Source organism: Lentzea sp. NPDC036955, from assembly GCF_055608005.1.
Genome location: NZ_JBVJRC010000006.1, coordinates 106,794 through 125,884, shown reverse-complemented (window position 1 = coordinate 125,884; position 19,091 = coordinate 106,794). Strand labels below are relative to the sequence as shown.

The window sequence follows — 19,091 nt, the reverse complement described above, 5'->3', positions numbered from 1 at the left end:
TCCGCTGACCAGCGTCGTTGTCCTAATGTCAACATTCAGACAACAGAAAGGCACTAGCGTGAGCATCCCCCGCTTCCACCTCGCCATGCCCGTCGACGACCTCGCCGCCGCCCGCGCGTTCTACGGCAGCGTCCTCGGTCTCGACGAGGGCCGCAGCTCCGACACCTGGATCGACTGGAACCTGCACGGCCACCAGTTCGTCACGCACCTGGCCCCGCGGGTCGAGCGGGTGCACAACCCGGTCGACGGGCACGACGTGCCGGTGCCGCACTTCGGGTTGCTCCTCACGCCCGACGAGTTCCAGGTCCTCGCCGCGAGACTCACGGCGGCCGGCACGCGGTTCGTCATCGAGCCCTACCTGCGCTTCGCGGGGCTGCCCGGCGAGCAGTGGACGATGTTCCTGCTGGACCCGGCGGGCAACGCGCTGGAGTTCAAGGCGTTCGCCGACGACGCGCAGGTGTTCGCGACGTAAAGGGCGGCCAAAAATCTTGCACGATGCGCAAGTTTCGGTAGCGTGGAGGTGACACCGAGCGACGGCCCCGTCACGCGGGGCCGGGGACGGGAGCGCTTCCATGACCACGGCAGAGCGGCAACGCACCGCGCAGGAGCTGATCCGGCCCCAGCTGCCCGCTGAGCTGACCCGGCGCGGCCGGTGCCCGTTCGACCCGGCGAAGGGGCTGCTGGAGCTGAGCGGGCAGGGGCCGGTGCACCGGGTCGAGCACGGCGGCGAGGCGGTCTGGGTCGTCACCGGGCACGACGAGGCGCGGGCGGTGCTGGCCGACCCGCGGATGAGCGCCGACCGGTTCGGCAACCCGCGGGTGCGGGCGCGGATGTCGCCGGAGCTGTTCAACGAGATCTTCCCGCCCGAGCGCCGTGCCGGGTCGTTCATCTCGATGGACGCCCCCGAGCACACCCGCTACCGGCGGATGCTGACCGGGCAGTTCACCGTGCGGCGCATGCGACAGCTGGAGCCGCGCGTGCACGAGATCGTGACGCAGCAGCTGGACGCGATGGTCGCCGCGGGCCCGCCGTCGGACCTGGTGCACGACTTCGCGCTGCCGGTGCCGTCGCTGGTGATCTGCGAGCTGCTGGGCGTCGACTACGGCGACCGCGACGAGTTCCAGCGCACCACCTCGAAGCTGCTCAGCCTGACGACCACGATCGACGAGCAGATCAAGGTCGGCACCGAGCTGCGGCGCTTCATGCAGGGCCTGGTGCGCGCCAAGAGGGCCAAGCCCACCGACGACCTGCTGTCCGGCCTGGTCACCGAGACCGACCTGACCGAGGACGAGCTGGTCGGCATCGCGAACCTGCTGCTGATCGCGGGCCACGAGACGACGGCGAACATGCTGGCGCTGGGCACGTTCGCGCTGCTCGAACACCCGGAGCAGCTGGAGCTGCTGCGGGCCCGGCCCGAGCTCACCGAGAACGCGGTCGAGGAGCTGCTGCGCTACCTGTCGATCATCGCGTTCGGCGTGCCGCGGTTCGCGAAGGAGGAGAGCGAGGTCGGCGGTGTCACGATCCCCGCGGGTGAGACGGTCCTCGTGGCCGTGCCGGCGGTGAACCGCAGCCCCGAGCAGTACGAGGACCCGCACGAGCTGCGCGTCGACCGGCCGCGCGGGCACCACCTGGCGTTCGGGCACGGCATCCACCAGTGCCTGGGCCAGCAGCTCGCCCGCGTCGAGATGGTCGTCGGCTTCACCGAGCTGCTGCGCAGGCTTCCCGGCCTCAGGCTGGCCGTGCCCGCGACGGAGGTGCCGCTGCGCACCGACATGGCGATCTACGGCGTGCACGCGCTCCCGGTCAGCTGGGACGCGTGAGGCCGGTGCCGAGCTGGTCGATCCACCGGTCGATCAGCTCGGCACCCGACCACGTCCTGGTCGCCTCCGGCGAGTCGAGCCACCACTGCACGACCGAGCGCAGCGACGACGTGATCATCGAGGCCGCCACCACCGGGTAGGGGTCGACCTCCGGGTCCAGGCCGGTCCGCTCGGCGATCACCGCGGTCAGCTCCTGCTCGCGCGTCGAGTAGGCCGCGAGGACGTGCGGCAGGAGCGCGGGCGTGCGGCGCAGCTCCCGCAGCTGCCGCAACCGGTCGAGGTCGAGGTGCTCGGGGAACGTGGACTGCAGTGCCGCCCGCAGCGCGGCCAGCAGCGGTTCCTCCGCCGGGCGGGACGCGAACGCGTGTACGAACGCCTCGGCCGCCGTGGAGTCACCGGCGACCACGGCCTCCTCCTTGGACGAGAAGTAGTTGAAGAACGTCCGCAGCGACACCCCGGCCGCGTGCGCGATCTGCTCCACGGTCACGCCGTCGAGGCCGTGCTGCACGCACAGGCTCCGCGCGGCGTCCCCCAACGCCTCCCGTGTCGCCGCCTTCTTGCGCTCCCGCAGGCCAGTCATGCCGCACACCCTAGGTCCTCGCGCCTGTCGGCGCCGTAACCGGGCGACGCGCGCGGACCTGCTGAGACGGTTGACCGAACCATCGAGCGCAGGTGTCAAAATTGGTCTGGACCGGATCTGCTCCGATCCCTTGTCACCCGCGTGAACACCTCACTACGGTCCGTGAGATCGCTCTCACAGACCCACGGAGGACCGGGTGCGCGTACTCGGAGTCGTCGTACTGACCGGTGCCCTGCTCACCGCGGGCCAGGCCACCGCCGCACCCCCGCAGCCGTCGCGGACCACCGCCGGCGCCGCACCGGTCACGCTGATCACCGGCGACCGGGTGCTGCCCGGTCAGCGCGCGGTGCAGCCGGCGCCGGGCCGGGAGCGCGTGCTGTTCACCTCGTACACGGCGGGCGGGCGGGAGTTCGTGGTGCCGGACGACGCCATGCCGTTCATCGCCGACGGCCGCCTCGACGAGCGACTGTTCGACGTCACCGAGCTCGCGGGCCACGGCGGTGCGCTGCCGGTGATCGTCACCTACCCCGAGGGGGCGCCGCGGGCCCAGTCCGGGCTGGACCTGCCCAGCATCAACGGTGTCGCGTTCGACGCGGCCAGGACGCCGGTCACGGGACTGACCGCGGCGGGCACGTTCTCCCTGTCCGGTGTGGAGAAGGTCTGGCTGGACGCGAAGCGCCACGCCACCCTCGACCGGAGCGTCCGGCAGATCGGCGCCCCCGCCGCGCACGCCGCCGGGTACACCGGTGCGGGCACGACGGTCGCGGTGCTCGACACCGGCGTCGACCAGACCCACCCGGACCTCGCCGACCGCGAGATCGGCGAGCGGAACTTCACCGGCTCGCCGGACGCCGGTGACCACCACGGCCACGGCACGCACGTCGCGAGCATCATCGCGGGCACCGGCGCGCGGTCCGGCGGCAAGTACCGCGGTGTCGCGCCGGACGCCCGCATCCTCGACGTGAAGGTGCTGGGCGACAACGGGTCCGGGCAGGACAGCCAGATCATCGCCGGCATGGAGTGGGCCGTCGAGCAGGGCGCCCAGGTCGTGAACATGAGCCTCGGCGGCTTCGACACCCCCGAGGTCGAGCCGCTGGAGGAGGCCGTCAACCGGCTCACCGCCGAGAAGGGCACGCTGTTCGTGGTCGCGGCGGGCAACAGCGGTCCCGCGGGCGGCACGCTCGGCTCCCCCGGCACCGCCGACGCCGCGCTGACCGTCGGCGCGGTCGACGACCGGGACCGGGTCGCCGAGTTCTCGAGCCGCGGCCCGGCGCAGGCAGGCACGCTGAAGCCGGACCTGACCGCGCCGGGTGTGGGCATCGTCGCCGCCCTGCACTCCGACGGCCGCATCGGCGCCCCCGTCGAACCCGGCTACACCGCGCTCGACGGCACCTCGATGGCCACCCCGCACGTGGCGGGCGCGGCGGCGTTGCTGCGCCAGCGGCACCCCGGCCTGAGCGGTCCCCAGCTCAAGGCGCGGCTGACCGGCAGCGCCACGCCGGCCGCGAGCGCGACGCCGTTCGAGCAGGGCTCCGGCCGCGTCGACGTCGCGAAGGCCATCGCGCGGAACGTGACGAGCTCGCCCGGCAGCCTGAGCTTCGGCCGGCACCTCTGGCCGCACACCGGCGAACCCGTGGTGGCCAAGGAGATCACCTACACCAACGCGGGCACGGCACCGGTCACGCTCGACCTCAGCACCGACACGAACGGCGCGGTCTTCTCCGTCTCACCGGCACAGCTGACCGTTCCCGCCGGCGGCACCGCCACCGCCACCGTGACCGCGGACGTCTCCCGGCAGCCCGCCGGTGGCGTGGTCGGCGGCGCGGTCGTCGCGTCCGGCGTCCGCACGGCCGTCGTGGTGGACCTGGAGAAGGAGAGCTACGACCTCACGATCAACGCCGTCGACCGCACCGGCGCCAAACCGGGCTACCTCAGCGCGTTCCTCGTGAACGTCGGCACCGGCGCCCGCGCGTGGCCCGGCAGCGCCACCGGCGTCGTGCGCGTCGAGAAGGGCGACTACCTCCTCAGCGGCAGCGTCCTGGGCTCCGCGGAGTGGACGCACGACTCGTTCAGCTACCCGAACCTGAGCGTGACCGGCCCGATGACGATCGACCTGGACGCCCGCACGGCCAGGCCGGTCGACGTCACGCCGCCGGTCGACGCGCGGCTCAGCCTGCTGCAGACCGGTTTCGAGCGGGTGCACGGCGGAACCGCCTACACCGTCGGCAACTTCTCCGTCGGCGGCTCGATCGCGCACCTCGGCCTCGCGCACCTCGGCCCGGACTCGGAGGAGGTCACCGGTCAGGTCGCCACGTTCTGGACCGCAGGCACCGACTTCTACGGCCTGGCCTGGTACCGCGCCGGCGGCACGTTCACCGGGCTGTCGAAGACCGTGGCCGCGAAGGACCTCGCCGTGGTGAAGGTCGACCTGCCCCCGTTGCGGGACGGCCAGACCGCCACCATCGGCCACACGGTCGCCCCTCGCGGCCGCGCAGCGTGGACCTACGGCTCGCTCGACGCCTTGGTCCCCGGCCCGCGCACGGAGTACTACGGCGGTGAGGGGGCCGACTGGTCGCGCCGCCTGACCCTGTTCTCCCCGGCCGGCTACGCGGGCACCCTCGACGGCCCGCTGCGCCACTACCGCCCCGGCAGGCACTACGGGGAACCGTTCCACCGCGCCGTCTTCGGCCCCGCCCTGCCCGCGACCCGCGACGTGCCGCACTCGTTCCGCACCGGCGACCTGGTCCGGGTGACGATCCCGCTGTTCGGCGATTCCGCGGGCAACGCCGGGTACAGCCCGGTCACCTCGGCCCGCACGACGGTCCTCCGCGACGGCGTCCGCGAGTTCGAGACCGGCGAACCCGGCTGGGCGGTGTACGACACCGCGCCGGGCGAGGCCGGGTACGAGGTCGTCACCGAGGCCGTCCGCGACAGCGCGCTGAGCACGAAGGTCTCGGGCAGGTGGACGTTCCGCTCGGGCACGACCTCCGGCCGGACCGCCCTGCCGCTGTCGGTGGTCCGCTTCACCCCGGAGCTCGACGACAACGGCACCGCACCCGCCGGTCGCGCGTGGGGCGTGCCGATCACCACCCAGTCGCTGACCGGCGACGTGCGGGTGACGTCGGTCGAGGTCTCCTACGACGGCGGCACGACGTGGAAGTCCACCCCGGTGCACGGCAACCGCCTGCTGCTGGCGCACCCGCGGGACGCGAAGTCGGTGTCGCTGCGCGCCCGCGCGGTGGGAAGCGGGCAGACGGTGGAGCAGACGATCATCAACGCCTACCTGCTGCGGTGACGCGCTGAGCCGGTCCGCGTGCCCTGGCAGCTCACGAGGCGACAGGGCACGCGGGCCTCCCTTCCCGCACCGGACGACCTGGCCACGACCGGGGGCGCCGTGGTCAGCTGAGGAGCAGAGCCCGACGGCAAGGGGGTACCGCGGTGCGCGAACTGACCGACGAGATGGTCGCCGACTGGACCGCTGCACGCCCGGCGCCCGCCGCCGAACCGCCCCAGCTGGTCCCGCACCGCCACGTCGCCCGCGCCGGTGACGTCGCCGTGCACCCCGACGGCCGGCGGGCGGTGCTCAGCTGGTCGGCTCCGCGGATCGACCCCGGGCTGCTCAACCCCGCTCTGCACGTCGTCGCCCCGGACGGCACCGTGACCGACCTCGGGCCCGCACCGGCCGACGCGCGCACGCCGGTGTGGTGGGGCGACCGGATCTTCTACCTGGCCCTGACCCCGCCGGGCCTGCAGGGCGGGATGGCTGTGTTCGACCAGGACCACCGCAACCTCACCGCGGACCTGCCCGCGTGCCCGACCGACCTCGTGCAGACGGACGGCGCGCCGATCGTGGTGGTCGCGACCGGGCTGGACACCGAGTTCCACCGCCTCGACGACGCCTGGGCCGACGCGAGGCCGGGTGGAACGCCCATCGCACGCGTCAAGGGCTCCCACCGCCCCGGCCGCAGGGCACCGCTGGACATCCCGCTCGGCCCCCAGCACCGCCTGCGCTACCGGGCGCACGACGGTCTCGGCCTCGACGCCCTGCTCGTCCTCCCCACCGGCACGACCGGCGCGGCCGACGGCCCCTTCCCCCTCATCACCCTCGTGCACGGCGGCCCCTACGACCGCTGGGCCGACGACTTCCAGCTCGGCTGGGTGCCGTCCGCCCAGTGGTTCGCCCAGCAGGGCTTCGCCACCTTCCTGCCCAACCCGCGCGGCGGACTCGGCCGCGGCCACGCGTTCGCCGCGGCCGTCAGCCACCGCGTCGGCCTGGAGGAGTGGCAGGACGTCGAGACCGGCGTCGACCTGCTCGTCGAGCGGGGCATCGCCGACCCCGACCGGCTCGGCATCGCGGGTTGGAGCCACGGCGGGTACCTGGCGGCGTGGGCGACGACGCGGACCGACCGGTTCAAGGCGGCGTTCGTCGGTGCCGGCATCTCGCACTGGCCTCGGCAGGTCGCCACCGGCGAGTGGGGCCGGTTCGAGGCCGCGCTGAGCGACAGCCTCGACACCAGCCCGATCACCTACGCCGACCGCATCCGCACGCCGCTGCTGATCGTCCACGGCGCCGACGACACGAATGTGCCGCTGGAGCAGGCCGAGCTGCTGCACGCGGCCGTCCCGCACTCCGAGCTCGTCGTCTACCCCGGCGAGGGACACACCTTCGCGCAGCGCGCCAACAAGATCGATCTGCTGAACCGAGCCAGAGCGTTCTTCGCGAAGGTCAGGGACTTGCGCAAGCCTTACGCAACGCCCGCAACCGAACCGCAAACCACCGCAAGCGGACGCCTCGACGCCGAAGCAATTTCCCCGCACCGTTCGGACGCGAACCGAAGCCGTCCGACTTCACAGCATGGCTGGTGATCGACCGTCCTGACCGCAAAAGGCCACTCAACCCCACCTCGAAGCACCCGTCTTTCCTGTTCAGAGCACTCTGTCGCAAATTTGCGCAATCACGTCGAGATATTGCGGTAATCTGCTGGTCACTTCTACGGTGAGGCGCGCCACACCCCCTCGCGTCCCCACCGAGAAGGGCCAAGCACGCCATGTCACCGACGACACGCGCTCGCTCCCTGCTAGCCCCGTTAGCCGCAGCAACCCTCGCCGCCGCGACGCTGGTCGTCGCCCCTGCCGCACAGGCCGCGCCGGTGAGCCTGGACCTCGCGCAGCAGACCAGGATCGACGAGGTCACCCTCACCAAGGCCGGTGCCGGCACGGAGACGTTCGCCGTGCAGACGAGCCTGGACGGCAGAGGCTGGTCCACGCTCGTCGCGGAACAGCCGCACACCTTCCGGGACGGCAAGGTCACCTTCCGCGTCGACCCGACCCTCGCCAAGCACGTCCGCGCCACGAAGACCACGGCGAAGCTCCAGGTCCACGAGGCGCAGGCGAGCGCCAGGCTGGCCGCCACCCTCACCGCCAGCAGCACGAACCAGGGCTACGGGCCGGGCAACGCGGGCGACGGCGACCAGTCGACGTACTGGGAGAGCGCGAACAACGCGTTCCCGCAGTGGATCCAGGCCGACCTGGGCTCCGCGACCAAGGCCGACCGGGTCGTGCTGAAGCTGCCGGCCGCGAACTGGGGCACGCGCACCCAGACGATCGCCGTCCAGGGCAGCACGGACGGCAGCTCCTTCACGGACCTGGTGGCGGCGCGGGGCTACGAGTTCAACCCGGCCGCGGCCAACACCGCCACCATCGACTTCACCGCCGCGACCACGCGGTACGTCCGGCTCCGCATCACCGCGAACACCGGCTGGCCCGCGGGGCAGCTGAGCGAGTTCGAGGTGCACGGACCGGCGACCGGTGACACGCAGGCGCCGTCCGCGCCGGCGAACCTCGCGTTCACCCAGCCGCAGTCCGGTCAGGTCCGGCTCACCTGGTCGGCGAGCACCGACAACGTGGGCGTCACCGGGTACGACGTCTTCGCCAACGGCAGCCTGCGCACCACGGTCACCGGCACCACCTACACCGACACCCAGCCCGACGGCCTGCGGGTGACCTACCACGTCGTCGCGAAGGACGCGGCGGGGAACCAGTCAGCCGCCAGCGGCTCCGTCACGCGCGAGGGTGCGACGGGCCAGAACCTGGCGCAGGGCAAGCCGGTCACCGCGAACCACAACGTGCACACCTTCGTCGCCGCCAACGCCAACGACGGCAACGTGCAGACCTACTGGGAGTCCAACGGCTTCCCCGGCACGCTGACCGTCGGGCTCGGCTCGAACGCCGACGTCTCGTCGGTCGTGGTCAAGCTCAACCCCGACCAGGCCTGGGGCGCCCGCACGCAGAACGTCGAGGTCCTCGGCCGTGCGCAGGACGCCACCGCGTTCACCAGCCTGGTGGCCGGCCGCGACCACCGCTTCGACCCGGCGAGCGGCAACAGCGTCACGATCAGCGCGGCCGCCAGGGTCGCCGACGTGCAGCTGCGGTTCACGTCCAACACCGGCGCGCCCGGCGCCCAGGTGGCGGAGGTCCAGGTGTTCGGCACCCCTGCCCCGAACCCCGACCTCACCGTCACCGCGACGTCGTTCACGCCCACGGCCCCCGTCGAGACCGACCGGATCACGCTCAACGCCACCGTCCGCAACGCCGGCAGTGCCGCGTCGGGAGCCACCGACGTGACGTTCTTCCTCGGCACCACCGCGGTCGGCACGGCTCAGGTCGCCGCCCTCGCGGCCGGTGCGCAGGCGAACGTGAGCACCGCGGTCTCCGCTCGTCCGGAGGGTTCGTACGAGTACACCGCCAAGGTCGACGAGACCGGGAAGGTGGCGGAGCAGAACGAGACCAACAACGCCCGCGTCCACCCCGACCGGCTCGTCGTGACACCGGTCCCGAGCTCCGACCTGGTCGCCGTGCCGTCCTGGTCCCCGAGCAACCCGGGCAACGGCCAGACCACCACGTTCAGCGTCGCGCTGAAGAACCAGGGCAGCATCGCGAGCGCGACCGGAGCACACGGCATCACGGTCACGGTCCTGAACAGCAGCGGCCAGACCGTCCGCACGCTCACCGGCAGCCACACCGGCACGATCGGCGCCGGTGCGACGACCGCCCCGGTCACCCTCGGCACCTGGACCGCCGCCAACGGCCGCTACACCGTCCGCACGGTCATCGCGAACGACGGCAACGAGATCCCCGCCAAGCAGGGCAACAACACCAGCGAGCAGTCGCTGTTCATCGGCCGCGGCGCGAGCGTCCCGTGGCAGCACGTGGAAGCCGAGGACGCGACCGCCGGCGGTGGCGCGCAGGTCCTCAGCCCGAACCGCACGATCGGCGACCTCGCCGGTGAGGCGTCCGGCCGCCGTGCCGTCACGCTGACCGGCACCGGTCAGTCGGTCGAGTTCACGACGTCCGTTCCGACGAACACGCTCGTCACCCGGTTCTCCATCCCGGACAGCTCCGGTGGCGGCGGCATCACGAGCACCCTCAACGTCTACGTCAACGGCCAGTTCCACAAGGCGATCGACCTGACGTCGAAGTACATGTGGCAGTACGGCAACGAGGCCGAGCCGGGCAACTCGCCGGGAGCGGGCGGGCCGCGCCACGTCTACGACGAGGCCAACGTGGTGCTCGGTTCCACGTTCCCGGCGGGCACGAAGATCAAGCTGCAGAAGGACGCGGCCAACACCACGAACTACGCGATCGACTTCGTGAACTTCGAACAGGTGACGGCCGCCGCGAACCCCGACGCCGCACGCTACGCCGTGCCCGCCGGGTTCACCCACCAGGACGTGCAGAACGCCCTGGACCGCGTCCGGATGGACACGACCGGCACCCTCGTCGGCGTCTACCTGCCCGCGGGCACCTACCAGACGGCGCAGAAGTTCCAGGTCTACGGCAAGGCGGTCAGGGTGGTCGGCGCCGGCCCCTGGTTCACCCGCTTCCAGGCACCGCTGTCGCAGGAGAACACCGACATCGGCTTCTCCGCGCAGTCGTCCGCCAACGGCTCGACGTTCAGCGGGTTCGCCGTGTTCGGCAACTACACCGCCCGCATCAACGGACCGGGGAAGGTGTTCGACCTCGCGGGCGTCCAGAACATGACCATCGAGAACATCTGGGTCGAGCACATGATGTGCCTGTTCTGGGGCAACAACGTCGACAACAACGTCATCCGCGACAACCGCATCCGCGACATGTACGCGGACGGCCTGAACATGACGAACGGCTCGTCGGGCAACCGCGTCGCCAACATCGAGGCCCGCTCGACCGGTGACGACGCGTTCGCGTTGTTCGCCGCCACCGACAACGGCGGCAGCGGCCAGCAGAACAACGTCTTCGAGAACCTGTCGGTGCTCACGCCGTGGCGCGCGGCCGGTCTCGCGGTCTACGGCGGCAAGCTCAACACGTTCCGCAACATCTACGTCGCCGACACCCTGACCTACTCGGCGGTGACGATCAGCTCGCTCGACTTCGGCTACCCGATGGAGGACTTCGGGCCGGAGCCGACGACGTTCAGCGGCCTCACCCTGGTCCGCTCCGGCGGTCACTTCTGGGGTGCGCAGACGTTCGGCGCGATCTGGATGTTCTCCGCCTCCAAGAAGTACACCGGCATCCGGGTGAGCGACGTCGAGATCATCGACCCGACCTACAGCGGGATCATGTTCCAGACCAAGTACAACGGCGCCGCCGAGAACGTCTTCCAGGACACGGTGCTGTCCAACGTGAGCATCTCCGGAGCGCGCAAGTCCGGTGACGCGTTCGACGCCAAGTCCGGTTTCGGGCTGTGGGCCAACGAGATGCCGGAACCCAACCAGGGTCCCGCCGTCGGCGAGGTCACGTTCAACGGCCTGCGCTTCAGCAACAACTTCCAGGACATCAGGAACACGACGTCCACCTTCAAGATCACCATCAACTGATACCCCTGCCGCGAAGGACAAGTCCATGAAATCCACGCTCATGAGGCGTGCGGTGAGCGCTGCGGTCGTCAGCGCACTCGCACTGTTCGGATTGACACCCACGGCGGGAGCAGCGGTCGTCCGCCTGTCCGCGAACCTGACCGCGTCCAGCAGCAACGGCCCGTACGGGGCCGGGAACGCCGGTGACGGCAACCAGGGCAGCTACTGGGAGAGCGCCAACGGCGCATTCCCGCAGTGGCTGCAGGCCGACCTCGGTGCCGCGAAGAGCGTCAGCAAGGTCGTGCTGCGGCTGCCCTCGAACTGGGAGCAGCGCACGCAGACGCTGGCCGTGCAAGGGAGTTCCAACGGCTCGCAGTTCAGCGACCTCACCGGGTCGAGTGGCAGGGTGTTCTCGCCCGGCTCGAACAACACGGTGACGCTCGACTTCGGCGCGACCAGCGTCCGGTACGTGCGCGTCACGGTCACCGCGAACACCGGCTGGCAGGCCGCGCAGCTCAGCGAGTTCGAGGTGCACGGCGAGTCCGGCTCGGTCGACCCGCCGCCCACCGGCGCCAACCTCGCGGCGGGCAAGCCGGTCGAGGAGTCCGGGCACGTGCACGACTTCGTCGCCGCCAACGCGGTCGACGGCAGCACCGGCTCGTACTGGGAGTCCAACGGCCTGCCCGGTCACCTGACCGCGAAGCTGGGCTCGAACGCGGACATCACCTCCGTCGTCGTGAAGCTCAACCCCGACTCGGCGTGGGGTGCGCGGACGCAGAACTTCGAGGTGCTGGGCCGGGAGGCGAGCGCGACCGCGTTCGCGACGCTGAAGGCGCGGGCGGACCACCGGTTCGACCCGGCCACCGGCAACACGGTCACCATCGCGGTGAGCGGCAGGGCGTCGGACGTGCGGCTGCACTTCTACTCCAACACGGGCGCGCCCGGCGGCCAGGTCGCCGAGTTCCAGGTGTTCGGCTCCTCCGCACCGGCGCCCGACCTGACGGTCACGAACCTGACGTGGTCGCCGGCCAGCCCCAGTGAGGCCGACTCGATCAGTCTCTCCGCCACCGTGCGCAACGGCGGCACGGTCGCCTCCGGCGCGACGACCCTGAACGTCGCGCTCGGCGGCACGACCGCGGGCACCGCGCAGGTCGGCGCGCTCGCGGCGGGCGCCACGACCACCGTCACCGTCAGCGCCGGCCGGCGGGGCGCCGGGTCGTACGCGGTCTCGGCCACCGTCGACCCGGCCAACCAGGTCGCGGAGACCAACGAGGGCAACAACACCTTCACCTCCGGCTCGCCCCTGGTCGTCGGCCAGGCACCGGGTCCGGACCTGCAGGTCACCGGCGTCACGCCGAACCCGTCGTCCCCGGCGGCGGGCCAGCAGGTGACGTTCGCGGTGCAGGTCACCAACCGCGGCACGTCGGCGGCAGGCGCCTCGGTGACCCGCGTGGTCGTCGGCGGCAGCACCCTGAACGCCACCACCTCCGCCATCAACGCCGGTCAGACCGTCACGGTCACCGTCGGCACCTGGACCGCCACCAACGGCGGCGCCACGGCCACCGCGACCGCCGACGCCACCAACGTGGTGGCGGAGACCAACGAGAACAACAACACCGCCACCCGGTCCATCGTGGTCGGACGCGGCGCGTCGGTGCCGTTCACGAGCTACGAGGCCGAAGCGGGCCGCCACAACGGCACGCTGCTGGAGGCCGACGCGAAGCGCACGTTCGGGCACACCAACTTCGGTTCCGAGTCCTCTGGCCGCAAGTCGGTGCGCCTCGACGCGCAGGGTCAGTTCGTGGAGATCACCTCGACGGTCAGCACGAACTCGATCGTCGTGCGCAACTCCATCCCGGACGCGGCCGGTGGCGGCGGCCAGGAGGCGACGATCAGCCTGTACGCCAACGACCAGTTCGTGCGGAAGCTGACGTTCTCCTCGCGCCACAGCTGGCTCTACGGCACGACCGACGACCCCGAGGGCCTCACGAACCGCCCCGGTGGCGACGCCCGCCGGTTGTTCGACGAGTCCCAGGCGCTGCTCGCGAGCTCCTACCCCGCGGGCACGAAGTTCAAGCTGCAGCGCGACTCCGGTGACACCGCGCAGTTCTACGTGATCGACCTGATCGACCTGGAGCAGGTCGCACCGGCAGCGCAGAAGCCCGCCGAGTGCGTGTCGATCACGCAGTACGGTGCCACGGCCGACGACCAGACCGACGACACCGACGCCTTGCAGCGCGCCGTGACCGCCGACCAGAACGGGGAGATCCCCTGCGTCTGGATCCCGGCCGGCCGGTTCCGCCAGGAGAAGAAGATCCTCACCGTGTTCAACAGCGGCGGGGACAACCAGGTCGGCATCCGCAACGTCACGATCCGCGGCGCCGGCATGTGGCACTCGCAGCTGTTCTCGCTGATCCAGCCGCAGGACGCGGGCACGATCAACCACCCGCACGAGGGCAACTTCGGGTTCGACGTCGACGACAACACGCAGATCTCCGACATCGCGATCTTCGGCTCCGGCCGGATCCGCGGCGGTGACGGCGGTGCCGAGGGCGGTGTCGGGCTCAACGGCCGGTTCGGCAAGAACACCAGGGTCACCAACGTGTGGATCGAGCACGCCAACGTCGGCGTCTGGGTCGGCCGCGACTACACCAACCTGCCCGACCGCTGGAACCCCGGCGACGGCCTGCAGTTCAGCGGCATGCGCATCCGCGACACCTACGCCGACGGCATCAACTTCACCAACGGCACCCGCAACTCCACGGTCTTCAACTCGTCGTTCCGCACCACGGGCGACGACGCGCTGGCCGTGTGGGCGTCGAAGTACGTGAAGGACCAGAACACCGATGCCGGCAGCGGCAACGCGTTCCTGAACAACACGATCGCGCTTCCGTGGCGTGCCAACGGGATCGCGATCTACGGCGGGTCGAACAACCGCGCGGAGAACAACATCATCTCCGACACGGCGAACTACCCCGGCATCATGCTGGCGACCGACCACGACCCGCTGCCCTTCGGCGGGACGACGACGCTCGCCAACAACGCCCTGTACCGCACCGGCGGCGCGTTCTGGGGTGAGGCGCAGGAGTTCGGCGCCATCACGCTGTTCTCGCAGAACCTGCCGATCCCCGGCGTCGTCATCCGCGACACCGAGATCCTCGACTCGACCTACGACGGGATCCAGTTCAAGGGCGGCGGCTCCGGCATGCCGGACGTGCAGATCACCAACGTCCGCATCGACAGGTCGAACAACGGCTCCGGCATCCTCGCGATGGCCCAGGCCCGCGGTTCGGCGAAGCTGACGAACGTGACGATCACCAACTCGCGCGACGGTGACGTCACGATCGAGCCGGGCTCGCAGTTCGTCATCAACCGGTAGATCCTCTTTAGAACCACCTCCAAGCGGGTATTACCCCGTTTGGAGGTGGTTTTCCATGTCGACGGTCGTTGTCGGGTTCGACGGCTCTGACCAGGCGAGGCGCGCGGTGCTGTGGGGCGCGGAGGAGGCTTCCCGGTGCGGGGCGGCGTTGCGGGTGGTGCACGGTGTGCGGGCCCCGCTGCCGGAACCGGTGTTCACGCCGGTGTCCGCCCCGGTCCCCGAGTTCGTGACCGAGGAGACGATGGCCCGCGCAGCCGAGGACCACCTCGCCGAGCTGGCGCAGGAGGTCCGGCAGACCTGGCCCTCGCTGCAGCTCTCGACGGACGTGAAGATCGGCCGCCCGGTCGACGTGCTGGCCGACGAGCCCGGTGAGCTGCTGGTGCTCGGTTCCTCCGGCCGCACCGGCCTCGCCGAGATGTTCCTCGGCTCCACCGCCGCCGAGCTGGTCTCGATCGGCGGCCGGCCGGTCGTGGTGACCCGCAGCGGCCCGCTCGACGGCCGGGTGGTCGTCGGCATCGACGGCTCCGAGACGTCCGCGGAGGCCATCGAGTTCGCGTTCTCCTTCGCCGAACGCCACGGCCGCGACCTGCTCGCGGTCTACGCGTGGACCGACGTCGGCTGGGCGGAGCTGCCCGAGCAGGACTGGGACCACGTGCGCGCGGACCTCGCGAAGGTCCTCGACGAGCAGCTGGCCCCGCACCGGGAACGCCACCCCACCGTCCAGGTGGCCGCGGAGGTCGCGTTCGAGGCACCGGCCCGCGCACTGCTCCAGGCGGCCGACGGCGCCGCCCTGCTCGCGGTGGGAAGTCACGGCCGCGGCGCCGTGGCACGTGCAATTCTGGGCTCGGTGAGCCACGCTGTGCTGCACCACGCGCCGTGCCCGGTCGCGGTGGTCCACCGGAGGTGACGTGAGATGCGCGGGGTGGCCGTGCTGGTGACGTGCTTGGCCCTGACCGGATGCGCCGGCGCGGAACCACCGGGGGTCCCCGGTTCGAGCGTCACGACCCCGACACCCTCGACGTCCGCACCGGCGGCGTCATCGAGCCTCCCCGCGCCGCTCCCGCCCTCCTCGACCCCGTTGCCGCCCAGGACGACGCCGTCGCGTGCCCTGGAGCCGGGGATGACGGTGCGCGGCACGGTCTCCGGTGGCGTGGAGTCCGGGTGCCTGCTGCTCGACACGGGCACCGCCCAGTACCTCCTGCTCGGCGCCGACCCCGCCATCGCGGTGGCCGGTGCCGTGGTGGAGGTGAGCGGGCGTGCGGAGCCCGGCGCGATGACGACCTGCCAGCAGGGCACGCCGTTCCAGGTCACGCGCACGCAGCGGGCCGGCGGCTGACCGGCCCGGACGGCGACCGGTCCTGCCACGCGCGGTGGCAGGACCGGAGGTCGTGGGCCGTGACTACTTCGCGAGCGCCTCGCGCAGGAACGCGACCGCCTGCTTGATCGCGGCCTCGGCGGCGTGCGTGCCGCGCAGCGCGTTCAGCATCACGAAGTCGTGGATCACACCGGCGTAGCGGACGGCGGTGACGGGGACGCCTGCCTCGCGCAGCTTGTCCGCGTAGGCCTCGCCCTCGTCGCGCAGCACGTCGGCCTCCGCGGTGATCACCAGTGCCTGCGGCAGCCCGGCGAGCTGCTCGGTCGTGGCGCGCAGCGGGGACGCGGTGATCTCCGCGCGCTCCACCGGGTTCGTCGTGTACTGGTCCCAGAACCACTGCATGGCGTCGCGGCGCAGGAAGTAGCCCTCGGCGAACTGCAGGTAGGAGTCGGTGTCGAAGGACGCGTCGGTCACCGGGTAGAACAGCACCTGGGCCTTGAGCGGCACGTCGCCGCGTTCCTTGGCCTGCAGCGTCAGCGCGGCGCTCATGTTGCCGCCGACCGAGTCACCGGCGACGGCGATGCGGGTGGCGTCGAGGCCGTGCGCGGCGCCCTCGGCGACGACCCAGCGCGCGGCGGCGTAGTTCTGGTCGATCGCGACCGGGTAGCGGGCCTCCGGCGAGAGCGAGTAGTCGGGGAACACGACGGCCGCGCCGGTGCCCGCGGCGAGCTCGCGGACCAGGCGGTCGTGGGTGTGGGCGTTGCCGAACACCCAGCCGGCGCCGTGGATGTAGAGGACCACGGGCAGCGGGCCGGTGGCACCGACCGGCTTGACGACGCGGACCCGGAAGCCGTCGAGCTCGACCCACTCCTCGTCGACCTCGGGCTTGGCGATCTCACCGGACTGCACCTCGTCGACCGTCCTGCGGCCCTCCTCCGGTCCCAGGTCGGACAGGAACGGCGGCTTCGCGGTGGCGGCGGCGAACTCGGCGGCGGCGGGTTCGAGGACGGGGCGCTTCATGACTTCCTCCTGGCGTTCCGGGGTGGTGCCATAAAACTAGTGCGCGATTAAATCGTACACAACGTAATCACTGCCTCATCGCAGCCCGGAATAACTGCGGCGGGGCACGTCGTCGGACGTGCCCCGCCACCTCCCCGCACAGGCGGTCTAGCCGACCGTGAACGCGGAGGTCGCCCCGGTGAAGCCGGTGACCCTCCCGGTCCAGCCGGACTTCTCGTCGCCGTGGTGCACGATCCGGTAGGTGCCCGCGGGCGTGTCCGCCGGGACCTGCCAGGTGATCGTGGCGTTCGAGAACGCGATCCCGACGCGTTCCCACCGGTAGCGCGTCGCCCAGTCGCCGTCGTCGGCCACGCGCACCCAGGTGCCGTTCACCTGCCGCTGCACCTCCAGGAACGTCCCGTTGCGGCGCAGGTTGTTCTTCGGGTGCCCGGTGACGAACACGGCCGTGACGGTCTCACCGCGCGCGTAGGACGGCTTGAGCGCGTTCAGCACCGAGCCGTAGCTCTTGTCGGCGGGCTTGTCGTCCAGCACCACACCGGTCTGCAGGTTGATGTCGGTGAACGGCGGCCTGCCCGGCACCGGACCGGCGGGCAGCGTGGTGCCGTTCTTCATCGACGCCGCCAGCTTGCCGAACTCCTGCTGGTAGGCGGGCGTGGTGTTGCGGCCGAACAGGGTGGAGCCGCCCTCGTACTGCTGCGAGTCGTACTCCTCCGGCGTGGTGACGTACTGGCTGTAGTCGTTGGCGTAGCCCTGGATCAGGACGGTGCGCACCGGCACGCCCAGCTCGGCGGCCACCGACTGGCGGATGCGCAGGCCCGCGGTGATCGTGACCTCACCGGGCACCGCCACGAGGTGCAGCTGGCCGATGCGGACGAGCTGCAGCGGCAGCACGTTCGGCGTCGCCGCGACCAGACCGGTGGGCACCAGGGACGCCTTGGGGAACTGGCAGTCCCGCAGCCACTGCGGCACCTCGACGTTCAGCGGCTCGAACAGCTTCTTCAGCGGCGACTGCATGCCCTCGGAGAAGCCGGGGATCGCGGGGCCGTCCTCGACGCTGCCCGCGATGGTGGAGGCGCCGACGACGCCCGAGCAGGTCGTGCCCGGCTGGCCGGTGGTCGTGTAGCGGCCCTCGACCTGCACGGTCGACATGTCCACGAACCGCATCCGCGAGTCGACCCCGCCGGACAGCTCCGCGCGCGGCCCGTTGTAGATCTCCTGCGCCTTGCGGTTCTGGCGCTCGCCGATGATGCGGGCGTTCTCCCACTCGTTCTCGGTGGGACCGGAGCCGGGCTTGAGGTTGAGGTTCGGCGACATGTCGCCGGCGTTGGTGTTCGGGAAGGCGGCGACGAAGCCCGGTGCGTTGTCCAGGTACCGCACGCCCTCGTCGTCGTGCTCCCACTGGTAGGCCGCGTAGCCCTTGTTGTCCGGGGAGATCAGCGTGTTGGCGTTGGTGACCGAGGTGTTGTGCGTGGCGAACCAGCTGATCGCGCCGACGTCGGCACCGGACTGCCTGAACCGCAGCACGGTCATCTGCGGGTCGATGCCCTGCGGGAAGAACCCCTTGTCCGGGTTGCGGTCGAACGCCACCCGCGACCGGTTGACCGAGGCGTTGGTCAGCTCGCCGAAGCCCAGCGACACCGAACCGGGCCTGAGGTCCTCGTGCGCCTCGACGATCGACTCGGTGATGCCGTCGACCACGGCGGCGAGCGCCTGCGGCTGCATGCCGAGGATCGACAGGTTGTAGGCGAGGTTGTGCGAGTAGCCGCCGGGGCCGGAGTGCGTGTGGGTGGCCGACAGCAGCAGGTTCTCGCGGGTGTAGGTGGTGCCGTAGCGCGGCTGGAGTTTCGCGAGCACACCCTCCTGGACCGCGCGGAAGATCATCGCGAGGTCGGCGTTGACGTACGCGACGCGCTTGTTCGTGGCGCGGTCGACGACGATGTAGGCCCGCGACCGCAGCCGCTGGTGGATGCCGGTCGTCTTCTGGTCGAACTTCGAGTAGCCCATCATGCCGTTCTCGGCGGCCGGGCCGGTGACGTCGGAGATGCCGCGGCCGACGAGGTAGGGCTCGGGTTCCGCCCACGCGGACGGTCCGCTGACCAGTGCCGCTCCCGCCAGTGCCGCAACGACCGTCATGACTGCTGTC

At 71.2% G+C, this 19,091-nt stretch carries 11 protein-coding genes; 8 read left to right on the top strand and 3 right to left on the bottom strand.

Translation table 11 applies throughout. The annotated features are described in order from the left end of the window. Window positions 1–58: 58 nt before the first annotated feature. Together ACZ7CF_RS21330 and ACZ7CF_RS21325 are read left to right on the top strand one after the other, a co-directional pair. Window positions 59–472: a VOC family protein gene (locus tag ACZ7CF_RS21330; RefSeq protein WP_470370351.1), complete on the top strand. Its 414-nt coding sequence runs from the start codon at window positions 59–61 to the stop codon at window positions 470–472. A 100-nt stretch (window positions 473–572) separates the two neighbouring features. Then, window positions 573–1,820, top strand: coding sequence for a cytochrome P450 (locus ACZ7CF_RS21325; protein WP_360389795.1), 1,248 nt, complete (start codon window positions 573–575; stop codon window positions 1,818–1,820). Here ACZ7CF_RS21325 and ACZ7CF_RS21320 read toward each other — a convergent pair. Beyond that, entirely contained in the window at window positions 1,804–2,400 is a 597-nt protein-coding gene (locus ACZ7CF_RS21320; protein ID WP_360389798.1) for a TetR/AcrR family transcriptional regulator, read from the bottom strand. The genes ACZ7CF_RS21325 and ACZ7CF_RS21320 overlap by 17 nt on opposite strands. A gap of 196 nt (window positions 2,401–2,596) precedes the next feature. Here ACZ7CF_RS21320 and ACZ7CF_RS21315 point away from each other — a divergent pair, with 196 nt between their 5' ends. The 6 genes from ACZ7CF_RS21315 (at window position 2,597) to ACZ7CF_RS21290 (ending at window position 15,949) form a co-directional block, all read left to right on the top strand. Next, the gene (locus ACZ7CF_RS21315) at window positions 2,597–5,695 is read left to right on the top strand and encodes a S8 family peptidase (RefSeq protein WP_470370350.1); all 3,099 of its coding nucleotides are present in this window, start codon (window positions 2,597–2,599) and stop codon (window positions 5,693–5,695) included. Between the two features lie 143 nt (window positions 5,696–5,838). Continuing rightward, window positions 5,839–7,266 (top strand): alpha/beta hydrolase family protein, encoded by a 1,428-nt coding sequence (locus ACZ7CF_RS21310; RefSeq protein WP_360389803.1) that lies wholly within the window; start codon window positions 5,839–5,841, stop codon window positions 7,264–7,266. Window positions 7,267–7,550: 284 nt separating this feature from the next. Continuing rightward, the gene (locus ACZ7CF_RS21305; RefSeq protein ID WP_470370349.1) at window positions 7,551–11,255 is read left to right on the top strand and encodes a discoidin domain-containing protein; all 3,705 of its coding nucleotides are present in this window, start codon (window positions 7,551–7,553) and stop codon (window positions 11,253–11,255) included. A gap of 25 nt (window positions 11,256–11,280) precedes the next feature. Continuing rightward, window positions 11,281–14,613, top strand: a complete 3,333-nt coding sequence (locus ACZ7CF_RS21300) for a CARDB domain-containing protein (protein WP_470370348.1) — start codon at window positions 11,281–11,283, stop codon at window positions 14,611–14,613. Window positions 14,614–14,668: 55 nt separating this feature from the next. Further along, window positions 14,669–15,520, top strand: coding sequence for a universal stress protein (locus tag ACZ7CF_RS21295; protein ID WP_470370347.1), 852 nt, complete (start codon window positions 14,669–14,671; stop codon window positions 15,518–15,520). Between the two features lie 6 nt (window positions 15,521–15,526). Continuing rightward, a complete protein-coding gene (locus ACZ7CF_RS21290; RefSeq protein WP_458431692.1) occupies window positions 15,527–15,949 on the top strand; it encodes a hypothetical protein in 423 nt (140 codons plus the stop codon). A gap of 63 nt (window positions 15,950–16,012) precedes the next feature. On the opposite strand, the gene ACZ7CF_RS21285 is transcribed toward ACZ7CF_RS21290, so the two are convergent. Together ACZ7CF_RS21285 and ACZ7CF_RS21280 are read right to left on the bottom strand one after the other, a co-directional pair. Continuing rightward, window positions 16,013–16,948 (bottom strand): alpha/beta hydrolase, encoded by a 936-nt coding sequence (locus ACZ7CF_RS21285; RefSeq protein WP_360389818.1) that lies wholly within the window; start codon window positions 16,946–16,948, stop codon window positions 16,013–16,015. 147 nt (window positions 16,949–17,095) lie between these two features. Continuing rightward, window positions 17,096–19,081 (bottom strand): neutral/alkaline ceramidase, encoded by a 1,986-nt coding sequence (locus ACZ7CF_RS21280; protein WP_360389821.1) that lies wholly within the window; start codon window positions 19,079–19,081, stop codon window positions 17,096–17,098. Between the last annotated feature and the right edge of the window lie 10 nt (window positions 19,082–19,091).

Bases quoted from the DNA above. Each gene is read 5' to 3' on its own strand.
- ACZ7CF_RS21280 (WP_360389821.1), bottom strand. From the start codon at position 19,081: ATGACGGTCGTTGCGGCACTGGCGGGAGCGGCACTGGTCAGCGGACCG.
- ACZ7CF_RS21295 (WP_470370347.1), top strand. From the start codon at position 14,669: ATGTCGACGGTCGTTGTCGGGTTCGACGGCTCTGACCAGGCGAGGCGC.
- ACZ7CF_RS21320 (WP_360389798.1), bottom strand. From the start codon at position 2,400: ATGACTGGCCTGCGGGAGCGCAAGAAGGCGGCGACACGGGAGGCGTTG.
- ACZ7CF_RS21290 (WP_458431692.1), top strand. From the start codon at position 15,527: ATGCGCGGGGTGGCCGTGCTGGTGACGTGCTTGGCCCTGACCGGATGC.
- ACZ7CF_RS21325 (WP_360389795.1), top strand. From the start codon at position 573: ATGACCACGGCAGAGCGGCAACGCACCGCGCAGGAGCTGATCCGGCCC.
- ACZ7CF_RS21300 (WP_470370348.1), top strand. From the start codon at position 11,281: ATGAAATCCACGCTCATGAGGCGTGCGGTGAGCGCTGCGGTCGTCAGC.
- ACZ7CF_RS21285 (WP_360389818.1), bottom strand. From the start codon at position 16,948: ATGAAGCGCCCCGTCCTCGAACCCGCCGCCGCCGAGTTCGCCGCCGCC.